The sequence below is a fragment of the Agarivorans sp. D1326 genome, from assembly GCF_056958115.1.
The window spans coordinates 284,121-311,102 of record NZ_JBTWEN010000003.1 but is presented as its reverse complement, the minus strand read 5'-3'; the positions used below and the strand labels follow the sequence as shown (position 1 = coordinate 311,102).

The 26,982-nt window shown below is 44.8% G+C and carries 25 protein-coding genes; 7 read left to right on the top strand and 18 right to left on the bottom strand.

The window, feature by feature from the left end; genetic code table 11:
- Window positions 1–182: 182 nt before the first annotated feature.
- On the top strand, window positions 183–1,922 hold the full coding sequence (ggt, locus tag ACYFDN_RS08000) for a gamma-glutamyltransferase (RefSeq protein ID WP_483510683.1): 1,740 nt from the start codon (window positions 183–185) through the stop codon (window positions 1,920–1,922).
- A 223-nt stretch (window positions 1,923–2,145) separates the two neighbouring features.
- On the opposite strand, the gene nqrM is transcribed toward ggt, so the two are convergent.
- From nqrM to ACYFDN_RS07945, 11 genes are all read right to left on the bottom strand, one after another.
- Window positions 2,146–2,382: a (Na+)-NQR maturation NqrM gene (nqrM, locus tag ACYFDN_RS07995; protein WP_016400311.1), complete on the bottom strand. Its 237-nt coding sequence runs from the start codon at window positions 2,380–2,382 to the stop codon at window positions 2,146–2,148.
- Between the two features lie 17 nt (window positions 2,383–2,399).
- Window positions 2,400–3,425, bottom strand: coding sequence for an FAD:protein FMN transferase (locus ACYFDN_RS07990; protein ID WP_483510682.1), 1,026 nt, complete (start codon window positions 3,423–3,425; stop codon window positions 2,400–2,402).
- Between the two features lie 3 nt (window positions 3,426–3,428).
- Complete coding sequence (nqrF, locus tag ACYFDN_RS07985) at window positions 3,429–4,652, bottom strand: NADH:ubiquinone reductase (Na(+)-transporting) subunit F (RefSeq protein WP_016400313.1); 1,224 nt, start codon at window positions 4,650–4,652, stop codon at window positions 3,429–3,431.
- A gap of 31 nt (window positions 4,653–4,683) precedes the next feature.
- Complete coding sequence (nqrE, locus tag ACYFDN_RS07980; RefSeq protein WP_016400314.1) at window positions 4,684–5,292, bottom strand: NADH:ubiquinone reductase (Na(+)-transporting) subunit E; 609 nt, start codon at window positions 5,290–5,292, stop codon at window positions 4,684–4,686.
- A gap of 4 nt (window positions 5,293–5,296) precedes the next feature.
- The gene (locus tag ACYFDN_RS07975; protein ID WP_016400315.1) at window positions 5,297–5,929 is read right to left on the bottom strand and encodes an NADH:ubiquinone reductase (Na(+)-transporting) subunit D; all 633 of its coding nucleotides are present in this window, start codon (window positions 5,927–5,929) and stop codon (window positions 5,297–5,299) included.
- Window positions 5,922–6,707, bottom strand: coding sequence for a Na(+)-translocating NADH-quinone reductase subunit C (locus tag ACYFDN_RS07970; RefSeq protein ID WP_016400316.1), 786 nt, complete (start codon window positions 6,705–6,707; stop codon window positions 5,922–5,924). Before ACYFDN_RS07970 ends, ACYFDN_RS07975 begins: the two co-directional genes overlap by 8 nt.
- A complete protein-coding gene (locus ACYFDN_RS07965) occupies window positions 6,697–7,914 on the bottom strand; it encodes an NADH:ubiquinone reductase (Na(+)-transporting) subunit B (RefSeq protein ID WP_483510681.1) in 1,218 nt (405 codons plus the stop codon). Before ACYFDN_RS07965 ends, ACYFDN_RS07970 begins: the two co-directional genes overlap by 11 nt.
- A 2-nt stretch (window positions 7,915–7,916) precedes the next feature.
- On the bottom strand, window positions 7,917–9,257 hold the full coding sequence (locus tag ACYFDN_RS07960) for a Na(+)-translocating NADH-quinone reductase subunit A (protein ID WP_152780028.1): 1,341 nt from the start codon (window positions 9,255–9,257) through the stop codon (window positions 7,917–7,919).
- A gap of 296 nt (window positions 9,258–9,553) precedes the next feature.
- Entirely contained in the window at window positions 9,554–10,624 is a 1,071-nt protein-coding gene (locus ACYFDN_RS07955; protein ID WP_483510680.1) for a TRAP transporter substrate-binding protein, read from the bottom strand.
- Between the two features lie 31 nt (window positions 10,625–10,655).
- Entirely contained in the window at window positions 10,656–10,961 is a 306-nt protein-coding gene (locus ACYFDN_RS07950; RefSeq protein WP_016400320.1) for a BolA family protein, read from the bottom strand.
- Between the two features lie 18 nt (window positions 10,962–10,979).
- The gene (locus ACYFDN_RS07945) at window positions 10,980–11,654 is read right to left on the bottom strand and encodes an alpha-ketoglutarate-dependent dioxygenase AlkB family protein (protein ID WP_483510679.1); all 675 of its coding nucleotides are present in this window, start codon (window positions 11,652–11,654) and stop codon (window positions 10,980–10,982) included.
- A gap of 11 nt (window positions 11,655–11,665) precedes the next feature.
- Here ACYFDN_RS07945 and ACYFDN_RS07940 point away from each other — a divergent pair, with 11 nt between their 5' ends.
- The 4 genes from ACYFDN_RS07940 to ACYFDN_RS07925 are packed head-to-tail and all read left to right on the top strand — an operon-like array spanning window position 11,666 to window position 15,373.
- A complete protein-coding gene (locus ACYFDN_RS07940; protein ID WP_483510678.1) occupies window positions 11,666–12,808 on the top strand; it encodes a methyltransferase in 1,143 nt (380 codons plus the stop codon).
- A gap of 22 nt (window positions 12,809–12,830) precedes the next feature.
- Window positions 12,831–13,412 (top strand): YajG family lipoprotein, encoded by a 582-nt coding sequence (locus ACYFDN_RS07935; RefSeq protein WP_483510677.1) that lies wholly within the window; start codon window positions 12,831–12,833, stop codon window positions 13,410–13,412.
- Entirely contained in the window at window positions 13,409–13,987 is a 579-nt protein-coding gene (locus ACYFDN_RS07930) for a peptidylprolyl isomerase (RefSeq protein WP_483510676.1), read from the top strand. The genes ACYFDN_RS07935 and ACYFDN_RS07930 overlap by 4 nt, the downstream gene beginning before the upstream one ends.
- A gap of 27 nt (window positions 13,988–14,014) precedes the next feature.
- On the top strand, window positions 14,015–15,373 hold the full coding sequence (locus ACYFDN_RS07925; protein WP_016400325.1) for an AmpG family muropeptide MFS transporter: 1,359 nt from the start codon (window positions 14,015–14,017) through the stop codon (window positions 15,371–15,373).
- Here the strand turns inward: ACYFDN_RS07925 and ACYFDN_RS07920 are convergent.
- The 3 genes from ACYFDN_RS07920 to ACYFDN_RS07910 all read right to left on the bottom strand — a co-directional run bounded on the left by ACYFDN_RS07920 (window position 15,370) and on the right by ACYFDN_RS07910 (window position 17,632).
- Entirely contained in the window at window positions 15,370–16,620 is a 1,251-nt protein-coding gene (locus ACYFDN_RS07920) for an RNA polymerase sigma factor (protein WP_483510675.1), read from the bottom strand. The two genes, ACYFDN_RS07925 and ACYFDN_RS07920, sit on opposite strands and share 4 nt — an antisense overlap.
- Window positions 16,617–16,958: a YciI family protein gene (locus tag ACYFDN_RS07915; protein ID WP_483510674.1), complete on the bottom strand. Its 342-nt coding sequence runs from the start codon at window positions 16,956–16,958 to the stop codon at window positions 16,617–16,619. The genes ACYFDN_RS07920 and ACYFDN_RS07915 overlap by 4 nt, the downstream gene beginning before the upstream one ends.
- Window positions 16,959–17,149: 191 nt before the next feature.
- Window positions 17,150–17,632, bottom strand: coding sequence for a YajQ family cyclic di-GMP-binding protein (locus ACYFDN_RS07910; RefSeq protein ID WP_016400328.1), 483 nt, complete (start codon window positions 17,630–17,632; stop codon window positions 17,150–17,152).
- Window positions 17,633–17,753: 121 nt separating this feature from the next.
- On the opposite strand from ACYFDN_RS07910, the gene ACYFDN_RS07905 reads away from it, so the two are divergent.
- Both ACYFDN_RS07905 and ACYFDN_RS07900 read left to right on the top strand, forming a co-directional pair.
- Window positions 17,754–18,677, top strand: a complete 924-nt coding sequence (locus ACYFDN_RS07905; protein WP_483510673.1) for a ketopantoate reductase family protein — start codon at window positions 17,754–17,756, stop codon at window positions 18,675–18,677.
- Complete coding sequence (locus ACYFDN_RS07900; RefSeq protein WP_483510672.1) at window positions 18,670–19,230, top strand: DJ-1 family glyoxalase III; 561 nt, start codon at window positions 18,670–18,672, stop codon at window positions 19,228–19,230. Before ACYFDN_RS07905 ends, ACYFDN_RS07900 begins: the two co-directional genes overlap by 8 nt.
- A gap of 60 nt (window positions 19,231–19,290) precedes the next feature.
- Here ACYFDN_RS07900 and ACYFDN_RS07895 read toward each other — a convergent pair whose 3' ends face one another.
- The 4 genes from ACYFDN_RS07895 to ACYFDN_RS07880 form a co-directional block, all read right to left on the bottom strand.
- Window positions 19,291–21,525, bottom strand: coding sequence for a cellulase family glycosylhydrolase (locus ACYFDN_RS07895; protein ID WP_483510671.1), 2,235 nt, complete (start codon window positions 21,523–21,525; stop codon window positions 19,291–19,293).
- A gap of 252 nt (window positions 21,526–21,777) precedes the next feature.
- Window positions 21,778–22,524: a carbonic anhydrase gene (locus ACYFDN_RS07890; protein ID WP_338622054.1), complete on the bottom strand. Its 747-nt coding sequence runs from the start codon at window positions 22,522–22,524 to the stop codon at window positions 21,778–21,780.
- A gap of 174 nt (window positions 22,525–22,698) precedes the next feature.
- A complete protein-coding gene (locus ACYFDN_RS07885; RefSeq protein ID WP_483510670.1) occupies window positions 22,699–25,353 on the bottom strand; it encodes an alpha-amylase family glycosyl hydrolase in 2,655 nt (884 codons plus the stop codon).
- Window positions 25,354–25,503: 150 nt separating this feature from the next.
- Complete coding sequence (locus tag ACYFDN_RS07880; RefSeq protein ID WP_483510669.1) at window positions 25,504–26,928, bottom strand: helix-turn-helix domain-containing protein; 1,425 nt, start codon at window positions 26,926–26,928, stop codon at window positions 25,504–25,506.
- Between the last annotated feature and the right edge of the window lie 54 nt (window positions 26,929–26,982).

Here is a 26,982-nt window from a genome sequence, read left to right as displayed (position 1 = left end):
TAGTAATAAAAGCCAAAACCGACGAGTTATGCGGCTTCAAGCTGTCTCTTATCTACGTCACCGCTGTGCTCAATTCTCATACAAATAGAAAAACCTGCATAAATTCAGTCATATAAACAAGCGATGGCGATTAATATATGGACTGCTACACTGGCTAAATACGCATTAAAAAAGGATTTAGCATGTTTACTCGCAGCCTCATTGCATCAACCCTAATAATTAGCGGCTTTTGCTATTCAAATAGCCAAAGCGCCGATGCTTATGCCCCAGAGTTAGCCAGCGGAGTGCAGGCTAAGACCGAGGTCACTGCCAAAAAATTCATGGTGTCGGCTGCTAACCCCTTAGCGGTTGAAGCCGGTTATGAGGTGCTAAAAGCAGGTGGCAACGCCGTAGATGCAATGATTGCCGTGCAAAGCGTACTAGGTTTGGTTGAGCCGCAATCCTCAGGTATTGGTGGCGGCGCTTTTGTAGTGTATTACGATGCAGCCAAGCAACAACTCACCACCTTTGACGCCCGAGAAACCGCCCCTTCACAAGTTGATGCTGGCTTGTTTTTGGACCAACAAGGTAAACCACTAAAGTTTTATGATGCGGTGGTGGGTGGGCGTTCAGTAGGCACACCTGGAGTTATCGCGCTGTTTGAAGAAATGCATCAGCGCTACGGTAGCGCCAATTGGCAAGATTTGTTTAAACCGGCAATTGGCTTAGCTAAAGAAGGTTTTAGAGTGAGCCCGCGATTGGCTAAGTTAATTGCTGGCGACGCTGAACGCCTCGGTCGCTACCCAACTAGCCGCGACTACTTCTTTGATGACTCAACCGAGCCTTTACGCGAAGGGCACTTACTACAAAACCCTGATTACGCTAACACCTTACAGTTGGTCGCAGAGCAAGGCGCTTCAGGTTTTTATCAAGGTGATACCGCCAAAGCAATTGTTACGGCTGTTGGTCAATTCAATGACAACCCGGGTTTGCTTAGTGAAAAAGATCTAGCCAATTACCAAGTAAAACAGCGCCCTGCCCTTTGCTCTGCTTACTTTCAATACTCAATATGTGGCATGGGGCCACCGAGTTCAGGCGCTAGCACCGTTGGACAGATCCTCGGCATCGCTGCACATTACCCCTTGGCAGACTGGGGGCCTAATAATCCACAAAGCTGGCGTATTCTCGGCGATGCTTCTCGCCTAGCCTTTGCAGACCGAGGCGCCTACCTTGCCGACAGTGATTTTGTCAACGTGCCACTTAGCAACTTACTAAGCCCCGAGTACCTCGCCAAACGCGCTAAGCTGTTAAGTGGTGATAAAGCCTTAACCTCGGTTAGCCCTGGCGAGTTGCCTTTAAACGCCTATCGCAGCATGGACCAAAGCCTAGAGCTTCCTTCTACCACTCACATCAGTATTGTGGATGCCCAAGGCAACGTATTGTCGATGACCAGTAGCATTGAGAATGCCTTTGGTTCGAGAGTATTTGTAAAAGGATTCTTACTTAACAATCAGCTGACTGACTTCTCATTTGTCGCTGAGAAAAACGGTAAGAAAGTGGCGAATGGAGTCGCAGCCAATAAACGCCCTCGCTCTTCTATGGCGCCAACCATTGTTATGGAAAACAAACAGCCAATTATTGCCATTGGCTCACCGGGTGGCAGTAGCATTATCGGTTATGTAGCGCAGAGTTTAGTTAACCACTTGAGCTGGGGAATGAGCCTACAGCAAGCGGTTGAACAGCCTCATTTAAACAATCGTTTTGGCACCTTTGAGCTGGAAGCCAATACAGCCGGTGCAGATCAGCAATTGGCTTTAGAAGCCTTAGGCTACAAAACCAAAATCAAAGATATGACTTCGGGTTTACAAGGCATAAGGATCTACCACGATAGGTTAGTAGGTGCGGCCGATCCTAGGCGTGAAGGAATAGCCAAAGGGGACTAGCACTAATACCAATCGTACTAAGTAACTGTTCATTCTATCTGGTTAAAATTCTCGATAACTGCGTTAGGATTTTTGATTGTAGAATAACTACTTATCGCAAAATCCTGCCTTTTTCTCGAGTATTTTTCCTGCGTTATTTCTGATCACTTACTTAGTGTGATTGGTATAAAACAAAAAAACAGCGCAAAGGCGCTGTTTTTTTTAAATGATAAAGCCGTTAGCCTTAGATAATGCGATGCTCATCTAACATGGCTTGGCGGGCTTTTTTCTTCTGCTCAACCAAGGCCATTTTGGCTTTGCGCTTATCGCAAGGCTCGGGGCAGTCACACACTTTTTCGATGCCTAAAGAAGCAATTCCGCCACAGCTTCCACTAATGGTTTTCTTTTGGAAAATGTAGCCCACAGCCATAGCGGCAATAACCACCATGAAGAAAATGAATGTCACCAAAAAATAAGCCATTACGACTCCTTATTCTGTTATTGGACTACAAAAGGCACAAATTTGGCACTGATATGCTCAACAAATTCGTTCTCTTGCTTCTCGATAATATACACCGCTAGCTGCTTAGCTTCAGCAAATTCCATCGCTTGCTCCACACCCATTACCGTAAATGCGGTGGCGTAAGCGTCGGCCATCATGCTGGTTTCATCGATAACGGTTACCGACACAATATGGTTGGCAATCGGTTTACCGGTATTTGGATTGATGGTGTGTGAATATCTGACCCCATCTTGCTCAAAATAATTTCGATAATCACCCGATGTCGCTAAACCATTATCACCCGGTGCAATCACTTTTTGAACCGCCCGCTGTTCAGCCAAGGGTTTCTCTACAGCAATGCGCCAGCCAAGGGCTTTGTCATTGTGACCTTTTAGGCGTAACTCACCACCAATATCGACCATGTAGTTCAGGTAACCTTCAGCTTCCAGCAAATCGGCAACACGGTCTACTCCGTGGCCTTTTGCAATTGCTGATAAATCTACATAAAGCTCAGGTAGATCCTTTGACAACTTACCAGCATTCAAACTCAAGTGATGGTAGCCAATTTTAGCACGAGTCTCGTCAAGTAGCTGGTCATTAGGTCGCTTCTCAGGACGCCCCTCTGGGCCAAACCCCCACAAGTTAACCAATGGACCTACGGTTACGTCAAAAGCACCATTAGAGTCTTCTGAGAGCTGTAAAGAGGCTTCAATCACCAAAGCTAGATTATCTGAAATGCTAATCGCCTGATTACTAGAGTGCTGGTTAAAACGTGACAATTCCGAATCGGCTATGTAGGTAGACATCTCTTGATTGACTTGTTGTAACACTTGGTCAATTTTAGCTTGCAGCTTGTCGCCACCTGGCAGTTTGGCCTTAGGCGCAACTAACTTTATTTGGTAATAGGTTCCCATAGTGCGCCCTTCAATTTGTAAGGTATACAAATTATTTTGCTCACTACAGCCACTAATAAAAAAGGCTAGCCCAAGCAGGGCTAGCCAATAATGCTTCACTAAACTCACGGTTTAGCCACCAAAGTCATCAAGTAGAATGTTTTCGTCTTCCACGCCTAAATCTTTAAGCATGTTAATAACAGCAGCATTCATTACCGGTGGACCACACATGTAGTACTCACAATCTTCTGGAGCATCGTGGTCACGTAAGTAGTTTTCAAACAATACGTTATGAATAAAGCCTGTTTTACCTTCCCAATCGTCACCAGGTTGCGGATCAGATAGAGCAACATGCCATTCAAAGTTTTCGTTTTCACGGGCCAACATGTCGAAGTCTTCTTCATAGAAGATCTCACGACGTGAACGTGCACCATACCAGAAGCTAATTTTACGCTTCGAGCTCAATCGCTTAAGCTGGTCGAAAATGTGCGAACGCATAGGTGCCATACCTGCACCACCACCAATAAATACCATTTCAGCATCGGTTTCTTTCGCGAAGAACTCACCAAATGGACCAGAGATAGTAACTTTATCACCTGCTTTTAGGTTAAAGATGTACGAAGACATCTTACCGCAAGGTAGGCTCATATTGTTTGGCGGCGGCGTAGCAATACGCACGTTCAACATGATGATGCCTTCTTCCTCAGGGTAGTTCGCCATTGAGTATGCACGAATGGTTTCTTCATCAACTTTTGACTCTAAGTTGAAGAAACCAAAGTGTTCCCAGTCGCCACGGTATTGTTCTTCTACATCAAAGTCAGAGTACTTAACGTGGTGAGCTGGTGCTTCAATTTGAATGTAACCACCCGCACGGAATGGCACTGATTCACCATCAGGAATTTGCAGTTTAAGCTCTTTAATGAAGGTTGCTTTGTTATCGTTAGAGATAACTTCACAATCCCATTTTTTCACACCAAAAATTTCTTCTGGTAACGAAATTTTCATGTCTTGCTTAACATTAACCTGACAGGCTAAACGTAAACCAGTAGCAGCATCACGCTTGCTAATATGATCTAATTCAGTAGGAAGAATATCACCGCCACCTTCATGAATGTGAACATGACATTGACCACATGAGCCACCGCCACCACAAGCAGAAGATACGAAGATACCTGAATTACCTAATACACCCAGCAACTTGCTACCCGCTTGAGTAGTAATCGCCTTGGCAGGGTCATCATTAATTAAAATTTGAATGTCACCAGAACTTACCAGCTTAGACTTAGCAAACAAAATGATTGTTACTAAAGCCAAGACGAGCAAGGTAAACATGGTTACGCCGAGAATAATTTCCATCGACTAATTTTCCTTGTAGTTATTGGCCGTCTTAAAGCTGAACGCCTGAGAACGACATAAACGCCATTGCCATTAAACCTACGGTGATAAAGGTAATACCTAAACCACGTAAACCATCTGGCACGTCTGAATACTTCATCTTTTCACGAATACCGGCTAGCGCCACAATGGCTAACATCCAACCGATACCACTACCTATTCCGTATACCAAAGATTCGCCTAGGTTGTACTCACGTTGCACCATGAACGATACACCACCGAAGATGGCACAGTTAACGGTAATCAACGGTAAGAAGATACCTAGAGCTTGGTACAAGGCCGGGAAGTACTTATCTAATACCATTTCTAGTATTTGTACTAAGGCAGCAATAACACCAATAAAGGTAATGAAGCCCAAAAAGCTTAAATCAGCATTTGGCAAGCCAGCCCAGCTAAGCGCGCCAGGGGCCAATAAGTTGAAGTAGATAAGTTGGTTTACTGGTACTGAGATACCCAATACCACAATAACCGCTACACCTAAGCCAAATGCAGTTTTAACTTTCTTAGAAACCGCTAGGAAGGTACACATACCTAGCAAGAAAGCTAAAGCCATATTTTCAATGAAAATAGAGCGAACTAACAAACTAATATAATGTTCCACTCGATTACTCCTTCGGCTCTACTTGCTCTGGGTATGCAGTACGCAAGGCCCAAATCAACAAACCAATAATGAAGAATGCCGAAGCAGGCAATAACAATAAGCCGTTTGGTTGGTACCAACCGCCATTGTTGATCAATGGCATAATTTCAATACCAAATAGCGAGCCCGAACCAAATAGTTCACGAACCGCACCTACCGACATCAAAATAGCACCATAGCCTAAGCCATTACCGATACCATCAAGGAATGATTTAAACGGTGGCTCCTTCATTGCGAAGGCTTCTGCACGGCCCATTACGATACAGTTGGTAATAATCAAACCAACAAATACCGAGAGCTGTTTAGAAATGTCATACACCACCGCTTTAAGCACTTGGTCTACCACAATTACTAATGAAGCAATAATCGCCATTTGAACAATGATTCGCACACTGCTAGGAATGTGATTACGAATCATAGAGATGAACAAGTTAGAGAATGCAGTAACAACAATTACGGCTAGGGTCATTACAAACGCAGTTTCTAACTTACTGGTTACCGCTAATGCAGAACAAACACCAAGCACTTGCAGCGCGATAGGGTTATTTGCAAAAACAGGCCCAAATAGAACCTTTTTGGTTTCCTTAGCATCAGCCATTGTTTAGGCCTCCCTGTTGCAACTTGGCAAGGAACTTACCAAAGCCTTTATCACTTAACCAAAATTTGAAGGTGGCATCGACACCGTTACTGGTTAGCGTTGCACCAGATAATCCGTCCACTTCGTAAAGTGAGTCAGCTGGAGCACTACCTTTAATCACAGAGATCGCAGTATCGCCGTTTTCATCAAACAGCTTTTTGCCGATGAACTTGTCTTGCCACAATGGATTAGCTACTTCACCACCTAAACCAGGAGTTTCCCCTTGGTCATAGTAAACAATCGCATCAACGGTATTGCCGTCTGGCTGAATAGCCAAGAACGCGTACATAGTTGACCAAAGACCACGACCATGTACTGGCAAAATAACCCGTTCAATTTCGCCTTGCTCGTCTTTAACAAGATACACACTAGCAAGGTTAGAACGACGTACGATACCGGCAATATCTTCTTCGCTAGATAAACGAATACTGGTTGCTGGATCTTTAGCTGATTTGCGCTGTTCAAAGGTAGCAGGGTCAATTTGATCTTGAGAAACAAACTCACCGGTTTCGATATCAATCACGCGTGGCTCAATCACCTGCGAGTAAACATCAGCTACCTTACGACCATCTAGGGCTACACCAGATACTGCCAAGATATTTTTCTGCTTATCTTCAACCGCATTCTGCTGCTGCATCCCTCGTAGACCAACTGCTGCAAGAGATACAACAATTGAACACACTAAACTTACGCCAACAACAACCTTAATGGTTTTGGCTAAGGAATCATTACTGGCCATCGCGAGCAAGCCTCCGTTTGATATTGGCTTGAACTACAAAGTAGTCAAAGATTGGAGCAAACAAATTAGCGAATAGAATTGCCAACATCATGCCTTCTGGGAATGCCGGGTTAACTACGCGAATTAACACCACCATCACACCAATTAAACCGCCGTACCACCACTTACCTTTGTTAGTAAATGAAGCTGATACTGGGTCGGTTGCCATAAAGAACATACCAAGAGCAAAACCACCCAATACTAAGTGCCAATGTGGAGGTAGCTGGAACATCATGTTGCTGTCAGAGCCAATCGCGTTCAAGAGCAAGCTGCTAATCACCATACCGACTAATACGCCGGCAACAATGCGCCATGATGCAATGCGGGTGAAGATCAGGAATAGACCACCAAGAGCTAGCAAGAACGTAGATGTTTCACCACTTGAGCCTTGAATAAAGCCAAAGAATGCGTCGCTCCAAGAAATGCCTTGGTCAACTAAACCCTGCATACCTTCTGCTGCAACAACGCTTAATGCAGTTGCGCCTGAGTAGCCATCTACTGCTGTCCATACCGCATCGCCAGAAATGGCTGTTGGGTAAGCAAAGAACAAGAAAGCACGGCCAGCTAAAGCAGGGTTTAGGAAGTTTTTGCCGGTGCCGCCAAATACTTCTTTGGCCACTACAACACCAAAGGTGATACCTAAAGCAACTTGCCATAACGGCATGGTTGCAGGCAACGTAAGTGCAAATAAGATAGAAGTAACAAAGAAACCTTCGTTAACTTCATGGCCACGCACAGAAGCAAACAATACTTCCCAGAAGCCACCAACAACAAAAGCGGTTAGATAGATAGGTAAAAAGAAAATTGCCCCATATATCATCGACGCAATCCAGCCAGCTTCGGCGCCCGTTGGAACCCCTAGCATGCTAATTAATGCGCCATGCCAGTCGTCTGGTACAGTACCTGCGCCAGCGATAATGGCTTCGTTAGCTTGGATACCCGCGTTATACATGCCAAAGAACATAGCCGGCATTAAGGCAACCCAAACAAAAATCATGATACGTTTTAAGTCAATCGCATCACGTACGTGGGTGTTTTTCTTGGTTACTAAGCCTGGCGAGTATAAAAACGTCGCGATAGCTTCGTATAAAGCGAACCACTTTTCATGCTTACCACCAGGTAAGAATTGCGGCTCAATCTTTTCAATATAATCTTTAATACTGCTCATGCTTAACCTTCCTTCTCAATCTTGGTCAAACAATCACGTAGCACGCTACCGTACTCGTATTTGCCAGGACACACAAAGGTACACAGTGCTAAATCTTCTTCATCTAGCTCTAAACAACCTAATTGTTGAGCACTGTCGGTATCATTAGCCAACAAATCTCGAAGCAATAACGTAGGTAAAATATCTAGCGGCATAATGCGCTCGTACTGACCAATTGGCACCATCGCTCTAGAGCTACCACCGGTAGTGGTAGTGAACGGGAACAATTTGCTCTTATTAAGGCCAGAGATAAATATTCTCGCTAAAGAGAACTTACTGGTACCAGGCACAGCCCAGCCCATAAACTCTTTCTCGTAACCTTCTTCCAGCGCAACAACCTGCTGGTGATAACGACCAATATAAGCGTGAGGACCAGTAGCATGATTACCCATAAGCACTGAACCAGAGATAACGCGGTGCTCGCCGTCAACCAACTCTCCATCGGTCAACTCAACAACATTAGCACCTAACTCAGTACGCACTAAACGAGGTTCTTTAACCACTGGACCAGCCAAAGACACAACCCGTTGGTTGTAAACTTTACCGCTAGCAAATAGGTGACCAAATGCAATTACCTCTTGGTAAGAAAGCGTCCAAACTGTGCGCTGAGCACTAGCAGGCTTTAAGGTATGAATATGCGTTCCAGCTAAACCTGCTGGATGCGGGCCAGCAAATACGTGCTCTTCAACACGGGCTGCATCCGATTTAGGTAAGCTATCATTTGCTTTACAAACAAAAACTTCCCCAGCAGTTAAACGAGACAAAACACGTAAGCCTGTTAAATAAGCACTTTCGTTTTGGTCTATTACTACTTTGGGATCGGCAGCGAGAGGGTTAGTGTCGATGGCAGTAACAAATATGGCAGAAGGTTCTGAGTCTACTGCTGGCACTTTGCTATAAGGACGAGTTCTTAAGCCAACCCATTGGCCTGACTTAACTAACTTGTCTACAATCGTAGCGCGATCTGCGCTGTCGATTTCTGCATCGCTTAGGGCACCAAAGTCGATGCTATCGCCGTCTTGTTTTTCAATAACAACAGACTGCAATACACGTTGGGCACCACGGTTAATTTCTTGAACAACGCCAGCACAAGGTGCAGTAAATACAACGCCGGGGTTCTTCTTATCTTCGAACAGCGTCTGACCTTGGCTTACCACGTCACCCACTCGAACCTTCATTGTAGGACGCATGCCTACATAATCTTCTCCGAGTACAGCAACTTTGGTAACAATAGACGCGTCTACTATTTGCTGTTTGGGACCGCCTTTTATAGGCAGATCCAGTCCTTTATTTATTGTAATCATACTCTCTTACACATGTGTTGGGTCGGAAGACGAGCGATGATTTCTGTGTAACTTTTGTACTCAAAATTGGGTAGTTCAGCTAACAAGTCTTAGACAATTAACTAACAAGACACAGAAATCGCGTGTATTCTAGCACCAATTAATCCTATTTCTCCAAAGAAAAAGGCCAAAAACCTAACCTATTCGACTTAAGTGTTAGCGGATTGTTAACAGACTTGTAAAACAAGTCATGCTTCCACCAAACAAAGCTCAAATTGCTGACATATCACCCTAATTATTTTGTGGTGATTTTTAGCTTATTCTAAGGTTGTTGGATCCAGCTTCACCTGATTGTACTTAAGTACGCCAAATTGAAACCGCTGATAACTACTGAGAACCTTTTCAAAGAACCGATCCTGCTGGGCTAACTCTTGGATCACTTCAACACTGAAACTTTTAAGCGAAGCAAGCACGTCATCGGGGTATGCCAAAACCTCTACGCCATGCTCGTTGGCCAGCACATTGAGCGCTTCTATATTGTAGACCACATATTCGTTAAGGGTTTCTTGATTAACGACTTTGGTGGCATTTTCAACAATTCGTTGTAAATCAGCAGGCAAGGCGGCAAAAGCATCTTGGTTTATCACAAATTCTAAGGAGGTACTCGGCTCATGCCAGCCTGGGTAATAGTAGTAAGGTGCTACTTTATGAAAGCCAAACGCAAGATCGTTGTATGGTCCCACCCACTCAACAGCGTCTAACTCACCAGATTGCAAAGCAGTGTAAAGCTGCCCAGCGGGTAAATTTGTTGGCTGGCCGCCTGCTAATTCAAGTACTCGCCCACCTAGGCCGGGCAAACGCATCTTTAGATCTTTAAAGTCTGCAATAGTGGATATTTTTTTGTTATACCAGCCACCCATTTGCGCGTCGGTATTGCCACCAGGAAACGGAATTAAGTTGTGAGGCGCATATAACTCACGCCATAGCTCTAAGCCTCCTCCAAGGTATAACCAGGCATTCAGCTCTTTTGCTTGCATGCCAAAAGGCACCGAACTAAAAAATGCCGCCGCAGGAAGCTGCTCTTGCCAATAGTAGGCTGCACTATGGCCCATTTCAGTTTTCCCTTCCGACACTACGCTAAATACCTCTAAGGCGGGATAAAGCTCACCAGCGCCATATACATTTATTTGCATACGGCCATTACTCATCGCGGCTACTTCTTCAGCAAAGCGGTCCGGTGTTGAGCCTAAACCAGGTAGGTGCTTTGGCCAAGAGGTCACTAAGGTCCATGTGTACTCAACTGGTTGAGATTCGCCTTGATTCGCCGAGCGATCAAAGCAAGCACTCAATAGCAACGTTAATAACGCCACCTTTATATATACCCGCATTAAACAATCCTTATTTGATGCAGTGTGTTAGCTATTGTCCACCACGGCACTGAGGTGAACTAGGTACTTGTTGTTGCTCAGCCCATTGCGCAGGCGTAAAAGTATGCATTGCTAAAGCGTGAATTTCATTTTTAAGCTCTTCGGCAAGCAACTGATTTACCGCTCGATGGCGTTGCAATAAACGTTTACCTTCAAAGGCCTCACTCACAATTGTCACTTTAAAATGGCTCTCTGAGCCAGCAGGCACATTATGCATATTACTTTCATTTACCACTTCTAAATGCGTTGGAGCAAAATGTTGCTGCAATTTATTGGTGATTAGTGTTTCAACCCGCATAACTGTTCCCTGTATTGATTAGTCATCTGGCATTGTATAACGAAAAGTAAAATTGATCCTCGGCTGTTTTATCCGCAAAGCCTTAGGCAAACTGTGTTGCCATTGGTCTTGGCATAATCTATTCATTACCAATAAATCGCCATGCTCCAGTAAATACTCGTGTTTTTGATCTTTGGATTTATTACGAAATAAAAAACGACGCGCTTGGCCTAAACTCAAAGAAGCAATCACCGGTTGCTTACCCAATTGCTTTTCGTTGTCACTATGCCAGCCCATGTAATCATGACCATCTCGATAATAGTTTAGTAATACGCTGTTAAACTGCTGCCCGCACTTTTGCTGCACGGCAAACTTTAGTGGTAATAAAAAGCTAGGCCAAGACAAAGGCGTACGCCACTCGCCCGAATAACGATAAGCGGTATTCGCATCGCCTATCCACAAGGAAAGGCGTGGCTCCAAGCAAGTTTTGCCAAATATTTTGATGGTATGTTGCTGCCAAGGCAGCTTGGTAAGCGATTGTCGATAAAATGCCTCAGCAGACTCGGCTTTTAGCCACTGCTGATGATGAACAATGTTTTCTACTTGAGTATCTTCTGCTAGCACCACGTACGACAGCCTATTTCCATATGGGTGTTGCTTTAGTTTAGCCCTCAACTTAGATACACTGCTGCCACTAATCAAGGCCTGCAGCATACAAATCCAATATGAGTCATGAATTGCAAATTAACTCGCTCCATTTGAGCTTATCGCGCTACCCAAAACAGGCGACAAACGATTTACAAGCATGGAATGCTGCTGATGAACTGATGCTCAACTTTGCCTTTGAGCAAACCACCGCAACCAAACGCATACTCATTATGAATGATGAATTTGGTGCACTTGCCTGTGCTCTGTTGGCCGCCCCTGAGTTTGCCGATAGCCAAATACATTGGTTAAGCGACTCTTTTATTGCACAACAAGCCTTAGCTGAGAACTTAAAAGCAAATAACTTAACTATGGATGGGCGGCTCACTCTGCTTAGCAGCACCGATAGTCTTCCAGCCAGTGACATGGTGTTAATGCGTCAGCCCAAAAGCTTAAATTATTTGGAATACCAACTAATTGCACTGCAAGCGATATTGTCAGCTGATAGCCTTTTTGCCTGCGGAGTAATGCTAAAGAACTTACCTAAGTCAGTTTTCTCTTTATTTGAAAAACACCTTGGTAAGGTAAGCACTTCGCTGGCGAAGAAAAAAGCCCGCCTATTGTTTGGCCACTATCAAGGTATTAGCTCTACTAGCCCTTATCCAAAACAGTGGAAAGTTGCAGAGCACCAATTCAAGCTAAACGACCATGCCAATGTATTTTGCTTCGGTAAATTAGATATTGGCAGCCGCTTTATGTTAGAAAATTTTCCGCAGGGCGATTTTGAAGCGGTGGTTGATTTAGGTTGTGGCAATGGCCTACTGGGTTTGCAAGCGCTCAAACATTATCCCAAAGCTAAAGTCTCTTTTTGTGACGAATCGGCTATGGCCTTAGCCTCGGCAAAAAATAATGTAAGCTTAAACTTTCTAGAGCGATTAGCAGATTGTGAGTTTAACCACGACAACGCTTTGCAGCATCAAGCCGACAACAGTGCCGATCTCGTGTTATGTAATCCGCCTTTTCATCAACAGAACACCATTTCTACGCATATTGCCCAACAAATGTTTCGTGACGCTAAACGCTGCTTGCGTAGTGGCGGCCAACTGATAGTGGTAGCTAACCGACACTTGGGCTATCACCCACTATTAAAATCTTACTTTGGCGGTTATAAGTTACTGGCGAGCAATAACAAATTTGTTATTCTGAGCAGCACTAAGCGTTAATCCACTCATTAAGGTGAACAACTTGAAAACTCAGTTTTTATTGCCCGCTTTGCTAATTAGCGGCGTATTAGGGCTTAGCGCCTGCAGCAGCCAACCGCAGCAAGTCGCATTAACCCCAAGCATTGAGGTTAATGATTCGGCTCAACACTCAATCATTGCTGCAATAAAATCTCAAGATTTACGCAGTAACCGATTTTTAATTAGCATTCACCAAGAAGGTGAAGAACAAGCCCAGCTGATTTCAAGCGGCAACAATTTGCGTCTAAACATCGAGCAACAGCTCTCTAGCGCTTGGCAACAACAAGGCATTGGTTTTGTGCCTGAGTCACCAAACCTAATTACCATCGATATACTAGAATTGGCCAACAAAGTAGAAGAAAGCAGCGTTAAACATACAGCTAGTTCTGTTATGCGTTTAAAGGTAACTATCGACACCCCTCACAAAACCTTAAGCAAACAATTTCGTTCCACCCACACTAATGAAGGTGCGTTTTCTGTCAACGTAAGCAAGCAAAGCGAAGCCATGAGCCAACAGCTTTCTGAACTACTGACACAAATCGCTAACGACCCGCAACTTATTGAAGTATTGGAGTATCAATTATGAACTTGGGCATTTTCCGTAACACCTTGGTGGCTTGTGTTTTCGCTACATTAAGTCTTGGCGCTAGTGCACAAACCTTAAGATTCATCACTAACCAAGGTGAATTTGAAATGGAACTGAATGCCGAAGCTGCGCCAAAAACTGTCGCTAATTTCCTTCGCTATGTAGAAGACGGCAGCTTTAAAGGTACGTTATTTCACCGCACCATTTCTAACTTTATGGTGCAAGGTGGCGGCTACTCAATTAACTACGAAAAAGTAGATACTTATCGCCCAGTTGAAAACGAATCGAAAAACGGCTTGAGCAACAAGCGTGGCACCGTTGCTATGGCACGCACTAACGACCCACACAGTGCTACTCGTCAGTTTTTCATCAACGTTATCGATAATGCCTATTTAGACGGCAGCGCAAATAAATACGGCTACACGGTATTTGCAGAGATCACTTCGGGCATGGACGTAGTGGATAGAATTGTAAGCAAGCCAACTAAAACAGGTCCTATCCCTGGCATGCGCAATGTTCCTATGGAAAAAGTGATTATTGAAGATGTAGTCATTGTTGACGAAAGCCAACCGTAAACTCGCCACAACTTAACCGAGCTATAAATGAACTCATCGCTAAATTGGTCTCAGACCCTACGTTCTTATTTAGATAAACGATTGCTTTGGGTATTTATGCTCGGTTGTGCCAGCGGCTTTCCGTGGGTACTAATTGGCTCAAATATGTCGGGCTGGCTTACCGACGCAGGTTTGTCACGCTCAGCCATTGGCTTTTTTGGCTCGGTATTTACCGTGTATGCCATCAATTTTTTATGGGCTCCCTTAGTTGATAGGGTAAAACTTCCCGTTTTACATGCTTGGCTCGGCCAGCGTAGAAGTTGGATATTTTTGTGCCAAAGTATCGTGTTGCTGTGTACCTTTGGCATTGCCCAGTTTGACCCAGCCAACAGCTTAGTCTTTACCTCGCTGCTGGCCTTGTGCATCGCCACTGCCTCTTCCACCCAAGATATTGCCATTGATGCTTACCGTATCGATACCTTTGCAAATAGCGATTCACATCGCTTACCGCAAGCCTCGGCCATGGCCGTAATCGGTTGGTGGACGGGCTATTCTCTGCCGGGGTATTTGGCATTTATTAACGCCGACAGCATTGGTTGGAATGGTGTCTATTTAGGCATGTGTTTCATTGTTGCGCTATTGATGCTCTTTACCGTGTTAGTGAAAGAACCTATTAGCAACCGTGAAGCATTGCAACAACAAGCCGAAGCGCGCCATGCTCAATACCTTGGCACTAAATCACCTTTGGTAGCTTGGTTAACGGTAACGGTTGCCGAACCGTTTTTAGATTTTTTCCGCCGCAACGGGGTGCGCGTAGCCATAACCTTGTTGCTGTTTGTGTTTCTATTCAAAATTGGCGAAGCATTCTTAGGCCGCATGTCAATTACCTTCTACCGCGAAGTAGGCTTTAGTAACGAGCAAATTGGCCATTACTCTAAACTTATTGGTTGGGGTGCAACGGTTTTATTCACCATTGTTGGCAGTGCCTTTAATGTACGCTTTGGCATTATTAAAGGGCTTATATTAGGTGGTATTGCTATGGCTAGCAGTAACTTAATGTTTGCCTGGATTGCCGCGACCGGCCCAGATGAACAACTATTTTTAGCTACCATTATTGTCGATAACTTTACCAGTGCCTTTGCCACAGTAGCCTTTGTTTCGTTTTTAACGGTGCTTACTGGCCAAGCGTTCTCGGCAACTCAATACGCCTTGCTTGCCAGTTTGGGCAACTTAGGCCGAACCACGCTCGCCTCTTTCAGCGGTAGCTTGGCAGATTATTTAGAATCTTGGCCACTATTTTTCATCTTAACCGCGGTGATGGTTGTACCAAGTTTAATCATGTTACTCAGCTTGAAAGGCTACTTTACCAAGATATTGGCGCATAACGAATCCAGCAAACAAACTTAAGCGCTATCTTCAGGCGCAACTAAGCGCCAGCGCTTACTTAATAAACGCCTAATCGTAGCGCTAGGGGCCTGCTCTAGTGCTAGCTGGGCATTTTGCTCTGCCAGTTTCTGTTCTCCACTGCGAAATTGTAAGTCTGCCAATACTGCATACCAATGATAGGAGCGACTCAGCCAACTAGGAACTTGAGAACTCTCCAGCTCTGCCAAGCCAACCTTTGCCCCTTGCCATTGCGCTAGCGCTACTGCTCGATTGAGAATATGAAAGGGTGAAGGCGCCAGCTTTTCTAGCAACAGATAGGCCTCCACTATTTTATGCCAACGAGTCTGCTCAAAAGAAGAAGCCAAGCAGTGTTCTGCCGCTATGCCAGCTTCTATATGGTAGCGAGACAATTGCTCACCTTGTGCCGAACGCTGCAAACAACGTAAGCCCATAGCAATTTGCGCCTGATTCCAGCTACTACGATCTTGTTCTTGCAACAGCAGTAGCTCACCCGCTTGTTGTCGCGCGGGCAACCTAGCTGTATTTAGATACATAAGCGCTAACAAAGCGTAGCTTTCGGGCCGATTGCCCAAGGCATGTTGGCTTAGCAACCCAGTTAAACGAATTGCCTCTTCACATAAATCTTGGCGAATAGATAAGTCTTCATGAGAAGACAAATAGCCTTCGGTAAATAGTAAATACAATACCCGATACACTGCGGGCAAACGCCGTTGCATGTCTTGCTCGTTTAAGCTGTCTAGTTGCAAGGGTTGCTGTTGTAGGTGTTTTCTAGCACGACTAAAGCGCTTATAAGCATTAGCCTCACTAATAAATAGCCGCAATGCGGTTTCTTTAATGCTAAACCCCACCAAACTTTTTAGAGTGAAAACCAGTTGCGACTCCACCGCTAAAGCCTCATCACTAGCAACAAACAACATTCGCAACAACGCGTCACTTAATTCTCCACTAAGTGGCGGCTCTACCAGTACTTCAGTTTGTAGCTCCTCAGTATGGGCTAGCAAATTAGCATGGCTTTGCTGTTGGCGAAACTGCGACAAAAGGTAACGCAGTGCCACTTGATAGAGCCAAGCAGAGGGTTTGTCTGGCACGGCCTGTTTCAACCAATTATCAAGCGCTTGGGCCATCGCCCACTGCACCGCATCTTCTACTTGCTCAAAATGCTCAAAGCCAAAACGACGAACCAATAACGCCACGAGTTGGCCATACTCGTGGCGAAATAGATGCTCTATTTGTCCGTGGGAACTCAAGGTTTGCTTATTTCTCGAAGTTCAATATTGGTTCCCATATTTTCGACCATAGGGCTCGCTTTAATCACCTCAATAGCTTCTGACAAATCACTGGCAGTAAGCAACATATAACCACCAACAATTTCTTTAACTTCGATGAAGGGGCCATCTTTTACTTCATCACGATTAACCACCGCCCCTTCACTGCCTAACTTACCGCCCATATCCACAATGTTGTCGGCAAACTTAGTTTGCCAAGCATTAAATTTGGCATACATCACTTCCATGTCACTGGCAGATAATTGTGCGCAGCCGCCCGAGTCACTGCGAAGTAAACACATATATTGTTTATTGCTCATTATTTCACTCCATTAAAATTGCTATCTAATCAGTGAAGCATATTTCACCGACATAGTAATGACGTTTAACAAATATAAACTTGGACACTTGGTGGGAAAGTTTTATTAAAAAGTTTTTGAGATAAGCACCAGACACAAAAAAACCGCCAGATGGCGGTTTATGCAGTTCAACAAACCTTGGCTATACAGCCTTAGTCGCGAAAGTTATTAAACTGGAACGGTTGGTCGTATTCACCACTGCGTACCAATGCCATCGCAGCTTGCAGATCATCACGCTTCTTGCCAGTAACACGTACTTGTTCACCTTGAATAGAGGCCTGAACTTTTAGCTTGGCATCTTTGATCTGCTTAACCACTTTTTTAGCGGTGGCTTGATCAATCCCGTTTTTAAAGTTAACCACTTGAGAGTGGGTTTTGCCGCTACGGGTTACCGAGGCTAAATCAATCGACTTAGCATCAACCGAACGCTTTACTAAAGTGCCACGCAAAATATGCAGCATTTGCTGTAACTGAAACTCAGCCTCGGCAGTCATCTTAATTGACTCATCTTTGTATTCGAAGCTGGCTTCTACACCACGAAAATCAAAACGCGTTTCCAGTTCACGTATTGCATTATCACAAGCATGGCGAACTTCGTTAGCATCTATCTCAGAAACAATGTCAAATGAAGGCATGTTTTCTCTCCCCTAAAATCTGGCCTTATGCGAAAATTGCTGCATTATATCCCGTTACCACTAAAAGAGTATCGCTTGCGGCAACGCTAGCGCCAATTTTGTTAGATTAGTGAGTCTATTTATGACTGTTTCTACAGAACCCTATTACGACTTTGCCATTATTGGCGCAGGCGCCGTAGGTGGCTTACTGGCCAGCTTGTTGAGCCATCAACAACAAAAAGTGTGTTTTGTTGACTCACGCTTAAAGCATAATCAAGACCTAACACTACAACTCGATAGCCTTGAATATGGCGTGATTACAAACAACTTAAAGGTATTTCCCAACTTACCTAGTTGCCGATGGTTGCTACTATGCGTAAAAGCCCACCAAGTAAAACAAGCCTTGTCTGCGTTTAAGCTAGCCGACAATTGCAAACTAATGCTAGTGGTGAACGGGATGGGCGCAGACCATGAGATCGTAGATAAACTAGCCCCCCAACAACTGTATTTAGCCAGTAATACTCATGGCGCGCTTATTGAAGAAAAAACCGATTCTCAACTACAGCTAAAACACACTGGCTTGGGTCAGCTTGTTGTTGGGCCTTACCTAAAAAACGCCACAAAGCCACAAGATTTGATGGCACTTGAGCAAGCATTACCAAGCGCAAGTTGGCAAGACAATATTTACCCAGCTATGTGGCGAAAACTAGCAATCAATTGCTGTATTAACCCTCTCACTGCATTGCACCAATGCCGAAACGGCGAGTTGCTAGATACACGTTTTGCCAAAGACATTGCCGCACTTTGCGATGAAGTTAGCCAAGTAGCCGCTGCAGAACAGCTTGATTTAAGTGCCGATGACCTACACAAAACGGTGTTGCAGGTGGCGAAAGCAACTGCCAATAACTTTTCCTCTATGCAGCAAGACATACATCACAAACGTCTTAGTGAAATAGGCTACATTAATGGTTATATAGTTAAGCAAGCTGCGAAACATCAATTGGCTTGCCCACATAATCAATACATGCTGCAACAGATCCAGCGATTGGAGAAACACAATGACTAAAGTGATGGTAGCTATAGCCTCTGGCAGTGAAGAGATTGAAGCCGTAAGCATTATCGATGTATTACGCCGAGCCGAGATTATCGTAGACGTAGTGAGTATAGAAGCCAACAAACGCTTAGATATTGTTGCCTCTCGCGGCGTAAAGCTGATGGCCGATTTACACATTAGTGAAATAGACGCTGCAGATTACGACATGTTGGTATTACCCGGTGGTGTTCCCGGTAGTGAGGCTTTCCGTGACTGTGAATCACTCATTACCATGCTTAAGCAACGTAAAGCGAAGCAATGGTTAGCCGCAATTTGCGCAGCTCCTGCTGTAGTACTAGCAGAGCATAATTTACTGGGTGATGCTGCGGTAACTTGCCACCCTGGCTTTCACCAGCAGCTACCACAAAACCAATTAAGTCTAGACAGAGTAGTGGTTGATCAACCCCATAAGCTCATCACTAGCCAAGGCCCCGGCACAGCCATTGAATTCAGCCTAGCCTTAATTGCTCAACTAAAAGATAAAGATAGCGCCGACCAAGTGGCTGCTCCTATGGTGCTTGCTTAAATCCAAACTTAAGGAAAAAAGCCATGCAAAACATGGCTTTTATTACTTAAACAACGGCAACTATTGGCAAACGCCACCGGTTACCGCGGTAGCTATGCCCGCGCCAGTTCCAGTAAAGCCAAATTCAACTGACTGCCCAGCAGCAATAGTGCTATTCCAAGCAAGGTTAGAAGCGGTGTATCCCTCGGCAGAATTTAACTCTGCATTCCAAGAGCTACTAATGCTTGAACCATCACTATACGCCCAGCTAACTTGCCAAGTATTGATGGGTTCGCTGCCAGTATTAGTGATAACCACTGCCCCTTGGAAACCACCTTCCCATGAATTAACCACTACGTGTTTACACGCAGCATTAGGATCAACAGGATCTGTTGGATCTGTTGGGTCTGTTGGGTCTGTTGGGTCTGTTGGGTCTGTTGGGTCTGTTGGGTCTGTTGGGTCTGTTGGGTCTGTTGGGTCTGTTGGGTCTGTTGGGTCTGTTGGGTCTGTTGGGTCTGTTGGGTCTGTTGGGTCTGTTGGGTCTGTTGGGTCTGTTGGGTCTGTTGGGTCTGTTGGGTCTGTTGGGTCTGTTGGGTCTGTTGGGTCTGTTGGGTCTGTTGGGTCTGTTGGGTCTGTTGGGTCTGTTGGGTCTGTTGGGTCTGTTGGGTCTGTTGGGTCTGTTGGGTCTGTTGGGTCTGTTGGGTCTGTTGGGTCTGTTGGGTCTGTTGGGTCTGTTGGGTCTGTTGGGTCTGTTGGGTCTGTTGGGTCTGTTGGGTCTGTTGGGTCTGTTGGGTCTGTTGGGTCTGTTGGGTCTGTTGGGTCTGTTGGGTCTGTTGGGTCTGTTGGGTCTGTTGGGTCTGTTGGGTCTGTTGGGTCTGTTGGGTCTGTTGGGTCTGTTGGGTCTGTTGGGTCTGTTGGGTCTGTTGGGTCTGTTGGGTCTGTTGGGTCTGTTGGGTCTGTTGGGTCTGTTGGGTCTGTTGGGTCTGTTGGGTCTGTTGGGTCTGTTGGGTCTGTTGGGTCTGTTGGGTCTGTTGGGTCTGTTGGGTCTGTTGGGTCTGTTGGGTCTGTTGGGTCTGTTGGGTCTGTTGGGTCTGTTGGGTCTGTTGGGTCTGTTGGGTCTGTTGGGTCTACAGGACCATCCACTATGCCGCCCGAGCCTGCAGGAATTTCGCTACACATCGTGTAACCCACACAGTTGCCGCCATTTTCTTGAGAGTGTCCGGCATCTTCGTATAAACAAATAGGCACAATGGTGCCGTAAAAATCACACTGTTGAACAACCGGTAGTTCTTGGCCATCAAACACAGAAGCAAGAACCGAGGTTTGTTTAATACCATTTTCGCCATTGATTAGGCGTTTGCCCCAAGTAGTGAGTTTGCTGGCATCGAAGTTAACCGTCATATCCAGTTCAAATGTACCCGGCGCTGTATTGCCCGACCAAGACCAACCTAAGTAGCCAATTTTATATTCTTCGGCCACCGCCAAAATAGCATCTTCATCCACATCTTGTCCTTGATGATCCATGCCAAACTCACCCACGATTAGTGGCATGTTGTGGCGGCTCAAAAAGGTAGATACGTAGGACTCGATCTTCTCGCGGTTTTGGTAAACCTGGTACATATGCACACTAAACATAATGTTGTTTAACGAATCTGCAGAAGCGACCTCTGTGGCATTGTCTAACATAATCTCCTGCCAATCTTGTCCCCAGTTTGCTGCATCAATCATTATGGTGTGGGTAAAGCCAGCATCTCGTAGCGTTGTTATCGCTTTTTTATGTTCATTTACATAGGTTTCTGCAGGTACATTGTTACCAAAGGGTTCGTTAGCAATGTTGATGATCACATAGTCTTCTTCACCCTTAAGCACATCTGCAAGTTCCACCCAATAAGCGGCTGTGGTTTGTAAATCGCCGGCCTCAGCTTTTTCACCTGATCCTGTTACATCATGCACTTCAAGCACACAGACTAAACGATTTAACTTACACATCTTAACCACTTTGGCCACGTCTTCTGCATCGTTTTTAGCAAACTGCTGACCATCACTTAGCACCACCCTCACGGTATTTGCGCCAGCTTCAGCAATGTCTCTAAATGCACCTTGGCGGTAGTTATACCAAGCGTGAGCATGGTTTACCCCGCGCATAATTACCTCATGCCCGTTAGCGTCTAGCAGTTGAGTACCTGAGGTACTAAAACCTGCCACTGCAGGCAAACTAGACAAGGCCAACAAGCCCGCCGCTACACTAAGACTTAATCGAGAAATAGGGTTAACACGCTTACTATTGTTGAGTTTTTCTAAAGTACTGATGTTCATATCGGTGACGCTCCTTTTCAATTAATGACAAATAAAACTATTAACAAAACAAACAATAGATAAATAGTCAGAGAAATAACTCAACGAATAGTGGTTTCATAGTGATTTCACGAAATACATCAATACAGATCTAGTTTTAGGCAAAATTTAAAACCAGCCATTGACTAATTGTATTATTTTAAATCTAAAGAATATTTTGGCGTTCAGTGAGACTGCCGGAACTAAAGCCCCGGCATATTGCTATTAGCGGATTTATTCAACAATGACCCGCGCATTAACTGCTTGAACAGGGCGATTGTTGGGGTGTTTCATTACTGCAGTAAAGTCACGAATTTGCTGCTCGGAAGCACTAACTGGTTTTTTTAGCACCAACCAAGTGACTCCTTCGCTACACGGCGGTGTTGTTAATGAGCCATTAAAGCGGTAGTACTCGTGACTCTTTGGCCACAGCGCCAATCCATCTACCGGATCAAGCAAGGCTGCTTGCTCGCCAGCATGTTTGGGCATTTGCGCCCATGCTTTTGCCAATTCTTGGTTCTCATCTCCTTGCTCGAACATTACTGCCACCACCGCCAAGTGACCATCTTCATCGGCATGTACAAAGTGCGCTTCCAGCGGGAATGACTTTCCTTTTAAGGTGTTTTCACTGGGTGAATGGAAATGAAACTGTTTTAACTCAAAGCTATGCCCAGCAAGGCTAATACTGCTGCCAGGCTGGTAGTTCACTTGAATAGTATGCCCATTGTTGATGACTTCACTGCCTGCGGCTTTATAACTAAGCGCCAAAGTTGGCAGCTCACCTTTGGTTGTGCCATCAATATTAATAGGTGATTGATTTTTGCCGCTTGCGCAAAGGCTAAACTCGGGGGCTAACTCACCCCAATGCTCAGGCCCTTGATGACCAGAATAGCCCCAGTGCCCATTGCCTTCTGCCAATACACTGCCCGAAAAACCTAATACAGCACTAATCATTACACTTTTCAGTTGTTGCTTATTCATCCTTAGATCCTTGAATGTAAAAAGCCCATCGCAAAAACCGATGAGCATAAACGGAAAAAAGGTTTTATCAATTTATTGATAACGAGATCAATAAAAATAAGAAACACACTGAATTTATTACAATTTAGCTGTAAATAAAGCCTTACTCATTGAAGGCTTTATCATCAATGCTGCTTATTCACTAAGAGTGATAATAGGCAACTCATCCCAAATCTTTTCTTGGTTAGCCTCGCCACCAGAAAAATTCCACGGGCCAGCATCTTCAGCAAGTGGTCTATAAACAGCAGACAAACCATCTAAGTCCCAGGTAGAAAGGTAAAAACGGATACCATCTAAACTATTTGGCCTACCAAGAGAATCACTTGCAAAATCAAGATAGATGACTTGCTGAGCCTTATCTACAGTCACTTTTGGTGCAGGTGTTACTGCTTCCCCCCAATTATCCGCATCGGCACCTTGAGCATTATAAATAGAACTTTGCCAGCCAAATATCACCGCATTTCGGCTCCAAGTACCACTAGGCATGTTGGCATTAATTTTTGGTAGAACGGTTGCGCTAGGCCCTTGGTCTTCGGGTAAATCAATAAACACGGTAAAACCTACGTGGTCGAAGCCATTTGGTGGCAACCAAGTATCGGTGAGTTTATCCATGGTTAGTTTAAGTCGAATATTGCTTCCTACGGAGTACACTTCAGCTTGGTTAATTGCTAACTGGCTGTTTACCTTGTCAAAGCTAGGGTCACCTGGCAACGAGTAACTACCATTAGGACCACCCGTTCCTTCTTGCACATCGTTGCTATCATCAATGCTTAAATCAGGTGTATCAGACCAAGCTAAATCTGAAGTGAAATGCACGTCGGCTAAACCGGCTTTTTCTTCGGCTGAATAAATAGCAAAACGATGCTGCTGCTCACCGATCGCGAAATGTCGAGTTGATAACATGGCCGACCATTGCCCTTGCGAATCAACTTGTATGTCTGTTGCTGTGGCTAAGTTTCCATTCACCACCAATTGCAATTGAGTATTTGCTTGAGCGCGGCCAGTTATCTGGGTATCTGCGCTAATCACTCGGTTTGTCCAATCTTCATCTAGGCTGATGCCCAAATTAGCAGTATCTACTTCCGCAATAGTATTCGTTTTAAAATACAACACCGCGGCTTTTGCTGGCAGTTCAACACTTACTTCACCGTTTGCATCCACTACTAAACCCGCTGGTGCTTGTATCCAATTGGCTTGAATTTGCTGTTCAAATACCGTGCCTTCTGCTTGGTCTAGAGCCAACCTGTTTAACAGCATGGGTTGATTAGCGGTATTCATTATTACCAGCACTTCTTGCTCCGCTAACTGACGAGTAAATGCAAATACACCGGCACCCGACTTGTCGCTAGCCAACACCTCAATATCTCCACGCGTCATCACAGGATTATTATTACGTAGCGTCGCTAATTGTTGTATAAACAAATACATCTCGCTGCCGCTGTCGAAGGAGTCGAGCGACTCACCATCTTCGCGATAGCCTCCCTCAAACATCGCGTCTCGACTCGCACTCATTGCTTGCTCTGTGCCTTGATAAATCACCGGAATGCCCGGAATGCTTAAAATGGTCATTAGCGCTTGTTTTAAATCTGCTTGGCTAGCTTGTGACAAAAAGCGCGGCATATCGTGGTTGTCGATAAAGTTGGGCAAAATGTATGGGTTAGGAAACAGCTCCATCATTTTTTCTATACGAAACCGTAGATAATTGGTAGGTTGCCCGGCAGCAAATACTCGCGTCATGGTGGTTTGCAAGGGGAAGTTAAGTAAGGATGCCAGTTGTTTGTTATCTGCATCCCCTAGGTAACTCAGCATTTTTTGCTCGCCTTCGGTGTTATAAGCACTTGAGCTCTCGAATACTTCACCAAAGGTAAGAAAATTGCTCCGCCCTGTTTGTTCTGCTTGTGCCATTACTCCATCGTTGGCATGTAAAAAGTCGGTCCAAAACTCGTGTTCTACAAACTTGACGGTATCGATACGAAAAGCATCCACCCCCACCTCACGTATCCATTTTCTATAACTTTCTTTCAAATAGGCACGCACTTCCGGGTGAGCGGTATTTAAATCATCTAAATCAGACAGCTGCCAGTTTTTCTCCTGAATAGAATCGTTATGGTCGCTAATGCTTGGCGTCCAGTGGTAGATCCCAGAACCATCTTCATTACAGTTATTTTGGTTTAAGGGATAAGGTAGTTCTTGCCCTTCAACTAAGGGGCTATCTATTAAGCGGAACCCTTGGCATGGCAAGCTTGAGTCGTATTCCCAAGGTTGATCATAAGTGAAATAGTTTCCTACATGGTTAGTCACAATATCTTGAATGAGGTACATATTGCGGCCGTGGATTTCTCGCGCTAAATCTTGGTAGCTGGTCAAATCACCAAAGTGCTCATCAACTTTCTGAAAATCTCTCGCCCAGTAGCCATGGTAACCACCATAGTTTTGCTCATTATCCCACCACTGATTAGCAACCGGTGGCGTTAGCCAAACCGATGTGACACCAAGCTGTTGAATGTAATCTAGCTTGTCGGCTATGCCCACTAAGTCACCACCACTAAATTTTTTGTCTGAACTTGGGTCAAACTCGCCCTGCCCTTGATCGCTCAAACTAGGATCGCCATTGTTAAAACGATCAATCATTAAAAAGTAGATAATTTGATCTTGCCATTCCGGTGATGCCACATGACTTCCGGTAGTTTCACTCTGCTGTTCATCGGAATTACAGCCACTTAGCGCCACCGCAACTGATAATGCCACCATATTCAATGGTTTTAGTATGTTATTTCTTCCCCGCAACATATTTCATTCCTTTATGATTTATCTTGCGGAGAACAATAATCCAGACACTCATGGCGCGTAGTGTCATTTGGTGCCAAATAATATGCAGCAGCATGCCAGCTAAAGCATTCTGTGAACTTAGTAGCTATTTCTGGAGAGTAAGCTTATGGCTTATAACAATGGAGGAACAAATTGATAGCGCTGCGGGTAGTGCTGCTCAGCTAATTCATTATCGTGTTGGTCAAATACTCTAAAACGGCAATGCTCGGCGAGGGCCGGAAAAGGGCTGGATAAGGTCCAAATACTGTATTGTTTATTACTGCTCACTTGCTGCAGCGCCAGCGGCTGAGAATGCTCTCCCAGATAACAAAGTATTTTGCTGACTTGCTCTAATTGGCAAGCAAGCTCAATAAACAACTGGTAAGCAAAACCGGTTTTAATAATGCTAAGAGTGGGCACAATATAGGCCGGAGTGCCCAGTAGCAAACGTTCACTGACTAAGTAATCTCGCTGTTGGTTATCATCCACATAGCTTTCTCCATCTACTTCATAACGCAGACGAAAACATAAGGGGTGAGCAACCGGCAGGTTGGCGGTAGACCAAAGCTCGGTGCCATCACTTAAAAAATCGGCAAAAAATGCCGGGTAATGGCGCCATATGCCATCCCTGTCTTTACACTCAACGGTCACTACTTTTTCGAAGGCAATGTTATCCACTTCTAACCAAACTTGACCTTCTTGAGTATGTAATTCCTCGGCCTCGCCTATGGGTCCACGCGCATAATGTAAACGTACTGGCTGCGACCTTAATTGACTGCGATTTTGCACACAGCGCTGGCGATAAAAACTAGGGGTAAACTTAAACCAGCGACGAAATGAGCGGTGAAAATTAGAGGGGTCGTCATAACCTAAACGCAAGCCAATACTAGAAATAGGCAACTGGGTATCGGCTAACAAATTTAGCGCCAAAGTCTTCTTCTCATCTTCAACCAGTTGAGAGAAATTAAGCTGCTTCTCGGCTAAACGCCGCTGCAAAGTACGCGTCGACAAACCAATTTTTTTAGCCACAAGCTCTAGGTTTAGTGGCTTATCAAGCGAGCGTTGAATAGAGCGTTTTAGTTGTAACTGTAAGTCTGGCGATTCAATCGATTGATGCAATAGTAGTGAATACACTTTTTTAGCAAAACTGTGGCTCGCCGATTTAGCCTGTAAGCTAAGCGGAAGGGCTTTGGCAGCCACCTGCAAACTTGTACCACCAAAATGGCAGGTAATCAGTGGGTTGTTGAATTGCTGCAGCTGCTGATACAGGTTATCTAGCAGTAGTTCACTCCAAGCAGGTAACACTTGTGAATCGCGGGTTTGTAAGCTTAGGGTTAAATCTTGCTTATCGTCGCTCACCTCAACATAAACACTTCTATCAAACAGAGAGAGGCTTTTACTCCACCACACCAAGCCCTCTTTTAGTGAAGGAGCATGCAGCAACAACATCGATTGCAAACACAATACATCGGCCAAGTGCCAATATTCACCCGCTACTTGTAAGTGGGAATGACCAAGTTTTTTGGCTAAGGCAGAAATGACTGGCGCTTGATTCAAGTAATTGATCTAATGTAGAAATTTTCGCCAGTGTCTAACAAGCTGGTTAGCTTA

What these genes read in the sequence shown, in the direction of transcription:
- ACYFDN_RS07950 (WP_016400320.1), bottom strand. Translation starts at nt 10,961, where the DNA reads ATGCGGGTTGAAACACTAATCACCAATAAATTGCAGCAACATTTTGCT.
- ACYFDN_RS07905 (WP_483510673.1), top strand. Translation starts at nt 17,754, where the DNA reads ATGACTGTTTCTACAGAACCCTATTACGACTTTGCCATTATTGGCGCA.
- ACYFDN_RS07975 (WP_016400315.1), bottom strand. Translation starts at nt 5,929, where the DNA reads ATGGCTGATGCTAAGGAAACCAAAAAGGTTCTATTTGGGCCTGTTTTT.
- ACYFDN_RS07915 (WP_483510674.1), bottom strand. Translation starts at nt 16,958, where the DNA reads ATGAGCAATAAACAATATATGTGTTTACTTCGCAGTGACTCGGGCGGC.
- nqrM (WP_016400311.1), bottom strand. Translation starts at nt 2,382, where the DNA reads ATGGCTTATTTTTTGGTGACATTCATTTTCTTCATGGTGGTTATTGCC.
- nqrF (WP_016400313.1), bottom strand. Translation starts at nt 4,652, where the DNA reads ATGGAAATTATTCTCGGCGTAACCATGTTTACCTTGCTCGTCTTGGCT.
- ACYFDN_RS07945 (WP_483510679.1), bottom strand. Translation starts at nt 11,654, where the DNA reads ATGCTGCAGGCCTTGATTAGTGGCAGCAGTGTATCTAAGTTGAGGGCT.
- ACYFDN_RS07900 (WP_483510672.1), top strand. Translation starts at nt 18,670, where the DNA reads ATGACTAAAGTGATGGTAGCTATAGCCTCTGGCAGTGAAGAGATTGAA.
- ACYFDN_RS07965 (WP_483510681.1), bottom strand. Translation starts at nt 7,914, where the DNA reads ATGAGCAGTATTAAAGATTATATTGAAAAGATTGAGCCGCAATTCTTA.
- ACYFDN_RS07925 (WP_016400325.1), top strand. Translation starts at nt 14,015, where the DNA reads ATGAACTCATCGCTAAATTGGTCTCAGACCCTACGTTCTTATTTAGAT.
- ACYFDN_RS07940 (WP_483510678.1), top strand. Translation starts at nt 11,666, where the DNA reads ATGAGTCATGAATTGCAAATTAACTCGCTCCATTTGAGCTTATCGCGC.
- ACYFDN_RS07960 (WP_152780028.1), bottom strand. Translation starts at nt 9,257, where the DNA reads ATGATTACAATAAATAAAGGACTGGATCTGCCTATAAAAGGCGGTCCC.
- ggt (WP_483510683.1), top strand. Translation starts at nt 183, where the DNA reads ATGTTTACTCGCAGCCTCATTGCATCAACCCTAATAATTAGCGGCTTT.
- ACYFDN_RS07930 (WP_483510676.1), top strand. Translation starts at nt 13,409, where the DNA reads ATGAACTTGGGCATTTTCCGTAACACCTTGGTGGCTTGTGTTTTCGCT.
- ACYFDN_RS07955 (WP_483510680.1), bottom strand. Translation starts at nt 10,624, where the DNA reads ATGCGGGTATATATAAAGGTGGCGTTATTAACGTTGCTATTGAGTGCT.
- ACYFDN_RS07885 (WP_483510670.1), bottom strand. Translation starts at nt 25,353, where the DNA reads ATGTTGCGGGGAAGAAATAACATACTAAAACCATTGAATATGGTGGCA.
- ACYFDN_RS07895 (WP_483510671.1), bottom strand. Translation starts at nt 21,525, where the DNA reads ATGAACATCAGTACTTTAGAAAAACTCAACAATAGTAAGCGTGTTAAC.
- ACYFDN_RS07970 (WP_016400316.1), bottom strand. Translation starts at nt 6,707, where the DNA reads ATGGCCAGTAATGATTCCTTAGCCAAAACCATTAAGGTTGTTGTTGGC.
- ACYFDN_RS07910 (WP_016400328.1), bottom strand. Translation starts at nt 17,632, where the DNA reads ATGCCTTCATTTGACATTGTTTCTGAGATAGATGCTAACGAAGTTCGC.
- ACYFDN_RS07890 (WP_338622054.1), bottom strand. Translation starts at nt 22,524, where the DNA reads ATGAATAAGCAACAACTGAAAAGTGTAATGATTAGTGCTGTATTAGGT.